The following is a 1,952-nucleotide window of genomic DNA, read 5'->3' as shown; positions in this document are numbered from 1 at the left end:
CCGGCTTGCAACCACTGGGTCTGTCGACCCAAACAGTCTTTGCTCTGGCCGATCAGGTAATTCATTGTGAGCACTTGCCGCGAGGCAGCAATACGTCGTTTAAGGAGGTGATCCAGCCGCAGGTTCCCCTACGGCTACCTTGTTACGACTTCACCCCAGTCATGAACCACACCGTGGTGATCGCCCTCCCGAAGGTTAGGCTAACCACTTCTGGTGCAGTCCACTCCCATGGTGTGACGGGCGGTGTGTACAAGGCCCGGGAACGTATTCACCGTGACATTCTGATTCACGATTACTAGCGATTCCGACTTCACGGAGTCGAGTTGCAGACTCCGATCCGGACTGAGATCAGCTTTCTGGGATTGGCTCACTCTCGCAAGTTCGCAACCCTTTGTACTGACCATTGTAGCACGTGTGTAGCCCTACCCGTAAGGGCCATGATGACTTGACGTCGTCCCCACCTTCCTCCGGTTTGTCACCGGCAGTCTCCCTAGAGTTCCCGACCGAATCGCTGGCAAATAGGGACAAGGGTTGCGCTCGTTACGGGACTTAACCCAACATTTCACAACACGAGCTGACGACAGCCATGCAGCACCTGTCTCTGCGCTCCCGAAGGCACCCCTTCGTCTCCGAAGGGTTCGCAGGATGTCAAGGGTAGGTAAGGTTCTTCGCGTTGCATCGAATTAAACCACATGCTCCACCGCTTGTGCGGGCCCCCGTCAATTCATTTGAGTTTTAACCTTGCGGCCGTACTCCCCAGGCGGTCGACTTATCGCGTTAACTGCGCCACAAAGTCCGCGAAGGACCCAACGGCTAGTCGACATCGTTTACGGCGTGGACTACCAGGGTATCTAATCCTGTTTGCTACCCACGCTTTCGCACCTCAGTGTCAGTGTCAGTCCAGAAGGCCGCCTTCGCCACTGGTATTCCTCCCGATCTCTACGCATTTCACCGCTACACCGGGAATTCTACCTTCCTCTCCTGCACTCTAGCCTGACAGTTCCGGATGCCATTCCCAGGTTGAGCCCGGGGCTTTCACAACCGGCTTATCAAGCCACCTACGCGCGCTTTACGCCCAGTAATTCCGATTAACGCTCGCACCCTCCGTATTACCGCGGCTGCTGGCACGGAGTTAGCCGGTGCTTCTTCTGTGGGTGATGTCCTTCCTTCCGGGTATTAACCGAAAGGCGTTCTTCCCCACTGAAAGTGCTTTACAACCCGAGGGCCTTCTTCACACACGCGGCATGGCTGGATCAGGCTTGCGCCCATTGTCCAATATTCCCCACTGCTGCCTCCCGTAGGAGTTCGGGCCGTGTCTCAGTCCCGATGTGGCTGATCATCCTCTCAGACCAGCTACGGATCGTCGCCTTGGTGAGCCGTTACCTCACCAACCAGCTAATCCGACATAGGCTCATCCGATAGCGCAAGGTCCGAAGAGCCCCTGCTTTCTCCCGTAGGACGTATGCGGTATTAGCCTGGGTTTCCCCAGGTTATCCCCCACTACCGGGCAGATTCCTATGCATTACTCACCCGTCCGCCGCTCGCCACCAGGGAGCAAGCTCCCCGTGCTGCCGCTCGACTTGCATGTGTTAGGCCTGCCGCCAGCGTTCAATCTGAGCCATGATCAAACTCTTCAGTTTACAATCATTGCGGTTCTTGCTCGTCCGTAGACGAAAGCGAACCAAACTCGGCTCAAGGTCTAAGCTTCTCAATAGACCCGAAGGTCTCGACGAGTCGCTTGCCTTGAAATGGTGTGACTTCTCACCACCTCATCGACAAGCGCCCACATGAATTACCTGATCGATTGTTAAAGAGCGGCTCCGGGCTCTCGAAGGAGCGGAGCGTCTCGCTTGCTGTCGTGGCCTGAGCGGCCTCGCCAGCGCCCTGCGAGGAAGGCGTATTCTACTGATCCGGCGGAGCTTGTCAACTCCCTTCGAGGCCGTCACCGGGGT

General features: G+C 56.7%; 1 rRNA gene. It reads right to left on the bottom strand.

The annotated features are described in order from the left end of the window. Positions 1-100 precede the first annotated feature (100 nt). Positions 101-1,640 (bottom strand): 16S ribosomal RNA (locus ACOJCM_RS12930). Positions 1,641-1,952 lie beyond the last annotated feature (312 nt).

This window comes from Billgrantia hypersalina (assembly GCF_052584175.1).
Note: the sequence above shows the minus strand (reverse complement) of the source record. Positions and strands in the feature narration are given on the sequence as shown.